Origin of the sequence: Streptococcus agalactiae ATCC 13813 (assembly GCF_000186445.1) — a bacterium.
GTDB lineage: Bacteria > Bacillota > Bacilli > Lactobacillales > Streptococcaceae > Streptococcus > Streptococcus agalactiae.
The window spans coordinates 1-2,207 of sequence record NZ_GL636074.1 but is presented as its reverse complement, the minus strand read 5'-3'; the positions used below and the strand labels follow the sequence as shown (position 1 = coordinate 2,207).

Sequence of the window (2,207 nt, the reverse complement as noted above, 5' to 3'; positions counted from 1 at the left end):
AACCATGTTTTCTAAGTTCAAAACAAGTATCTAATACATCTTCTTCAGACCATTCATTCATGATATTTTCTTTGATGAATTGAATATCTTCGAAATTGCGAGACTCTTCTTTAGAAATTTTATCTTTACGTCTCTCGTTGTATTTGACATACATTGAACTTAAAAGAAACTTGGCATCTTTTGTTAATTTATCCATATAATCACCTCCTTTCTGCTCACATTATAGCAGATTAGAGGTACTAAAAACAGATAGAAAGGGGGTGGGGGAATGCAAATTCTTCTGTATAAACTGCGAAAAGAAAAAGGATTATCTCAAGAAGTGTTGTCGTCTGTCATTCATGTCAGTGTAAATCAATATGGTAAAAAAGAAAGAGGAGAAGCGCAGTTTACGCAAGATGAGATGTTTGCAATTGCAGATTTTTTTAAAATGCCAATTGCTCAAATTTTTTTACCTAGAAAGTCACCAAAATGGGAACTTAAATCAACACATTGCTAGAAAGGACAATATGAATGAAGTAACATTATCAAATAACTTGCAACAAATTGAATTAGAAATTAATCATCACAAGCAGATTGCAGGGCAGTCTATTTGGGAAATTGGCAGACGGTTAAACCACGTTAAAGAGAACGACTTAGCGCATGGGCAATTTATGGAATGGGTTGGAAAACTCGGAATAAATCAACCTGAAGCTAATCGCATGATGAAAGTGGCGAATGAACTTCCAAATTCTTCAACGTTGAGTAATTTAGGTAGCACAGCCCTCTACCTCATAGCCACCCTACCAGACGAGCAAAAGCAAGAACAGATTGAACGGATTGAAAGTGGCGATAACCCAACTGTCAGAGAGTTGCAAGAAATCAAGCGAGAGAACAACCGACTAAAAGCTGAAAATACTCGTTTAGAGCAACAAAAAGAGAATTTAGCAGAGCAAGCCTTGAGTGCTAAAATCGTTGAAAAAGAAGTTATCAAAGAAGTTATTCCTGATGATTATGAAAGCACTAAGCAACTTAATCAGACTTTGCTTGGCAAGAATAAAGAACTAAGTAAGATGGTTGATGATGCCTTGCAGCACGAGGAGTATTTAAAAAGTCAACTTAAAGAATTCTATGCTAAGCGTGATGAGGTCAATCATAAATCAGCTAAGTATGATGAGCTAACAGAAGCGATTAAACAGTCAGAAGGTAAACTCAATAGCTATCAAAAGAAGATTGCATCATACAAGAATATCACTGAACTACTCAAAAAAGGCGATTTGCTATTACTTGAAATGAGCGGACTTATCTATGCTGATGAAACGCACTATATCCAGCGTGACGGGCTTATTAAGCAAGAGTTCGATAGCTTGGTCGATAGAGGTCTAAAGCTCTTTAAAGACCTTGATATGAAGCGTAAGAACACTGAAATTTTAGAAGGAGAAGTCTTATGAATGAACTAACAACAACTCAACAACTGATTGAAATGTCAAAAATGCAGACAGTGACTTTAGAAAAGGTTGATAACTTAGAAAAAGGATTATTGCAAGCGCAGAATGATATTCAAGAAATCATGGATACATCTTATTTACATCCTGGAATTATTAATATGATTACTAAAAAACGTCGTAAACGTGTCATTGATTGTATGGGCGGAAAATCTGCAAAAGCTTATAAAACCTTTAAAGTAGACGAGGAAGGCAGAAAGCATCGTTTTTCAAGTGAAGTATTCCGAGAAATGGAACTTGATTTCAAAGCAGAATTTGATCTCAATAGCTACGCTGAATTGTCTAAATCTAAGAAAGAAGAGGCGCTTGAATATATCGCTATGTGGGAACCGTGCACGAATACTAAACGAAAAATTAATCTGTTGAACAAACAGACTGAACTTGAACTGATTGGGTAAGAAAGAAACAAAACTAACGAAAGGAGAACCATATGAGACCAAAACAATATCCGTATAGCGGAAATAAAAAAGAATCTATTGCGGTAACAGTAGATTCCAAAACGCTAGCCGAGAAACTAGAGATTACTGACCAATCGAATATTTCCCAAGCGAAACACCGATTATTTGGTCTGTAAACAAGTAGACAAACGGCATTTTGAATTCTTGATGTGAAGATGAAATCAAGGTATCAGCTTAGACGAATTTAGATAAGAAAAAAAGCCACTGCGGGGACAGCGACTTACGAAAATAACTACTTAGATTATAACACAAAAGAGGAGGAGATGCA

General features: G+C 35.8%; 4 protein-coding genes and 1 pseudogene. 4 read left to right on the top strand and 1 reads right to left on the bottom strand.

Translation table 11 applies throughout. The features are described 5' to 3' along the window. Positions 1 to 196, bottom strand: a pseudogene (locus tag HMPREF9171_RS102905) (hypothetical protein); the annotation flags it as partial. Between the two features lie 72 nt (positions 197 to 268). On the opposite strand from HMPREF9171_RS102905, the gene HMPREF9171_RS102910 reads away from it, so the two are divergent. Genes HMPREF9171_RS102910 through HMPREF9171_RS1000000113720 form a run of 4 tightly spaced genes read left to right on the top strand, consistent with a single transcriptional unit; the run spans position 269 to position 2,055 of the window. Next, entirely contained in the window at positions 269 to 496 is a 228-nt protein-coding gene (locus HMPREF9171_RS102910) for a helix-turn-helix transcriptional regulator (protein WP_001166513.1), read from the top strand. A gap of 10 nt (positions 497 to 506) precedes the next feature. After that, on the top strand, positions 507 to 1,427 hold the full coding sequence (locus tag HMPREF9171_RS102915; protein ID WP_001006816.1) for a DUF3102 domain-containing protein: 921 nt from the start codon (positions 507 to 509) through the stop codon (positions 1,425 to 1,427). Beyond that, a complete protein-coding gene (locus tag HMPREF9171_RS102920; protein ID WP_001872799.1) occupies positions 1,424 to 1,879 on the top strand; it encodes an ORF6C domain-containing protein in 456 nt (151 codons plus the stop codon). Before HMPREF9171_RS102915 ends, HMPREF9171_RS102920 begins: the two co-directional genes overlap by 4 nt. Positions 1,880 to 1,911: 32 nt before the next feature. After that, positions 1,912 to 2,055 carry a hypothetical protein gene (locus tag HMPREF9171_RS1000000113720; protein ID WP_001247544.1) on the top strand — a complete coding sequence of 48 codons (144 nt, stop codon included), beginning with the start codon at positions 1,912 to 1,914 and terminating at the stop codon, positions 2,053 to 2,055. The last annotated feature ends 152 nt before the right edge of the window (positions 2,056 to 2,207 follow it).

What these genes read in the sequence shown, in the direction of transcription:
- HMPREF9171_RS102910 (WP_001166513.1), top strand. Translation starts at nt 269, where the DNA reads ATGCAAATTCTTCTGTATAAACTGCGAAAAGAAAAAGGATTATCTCAA.
- HMPREF9171_RS102915 (WP_001006816.1), top strand. Translation starts at nt 507, where the DNA reads ATGAATGAAGTAACATTATCAAATAACTTGCAACAAATTGAATTAGAA.
- HMPREF9171_RS102920 (WP_001872799.1), top strand. Translation starts at nt 1,424, where the DNA reads ATGAATGAACTAACAACAACTCAACAACTGATTGAAATGTCAAAAATG.
- HMPREF9171_RS1000000113720 (WP_001247544.1), top strand. Translation starts at nt 1,912, where the DNA reads ATGAGACCAAAACAATATCCGTATAGCGGAAATAAAAAAGAATCTATT.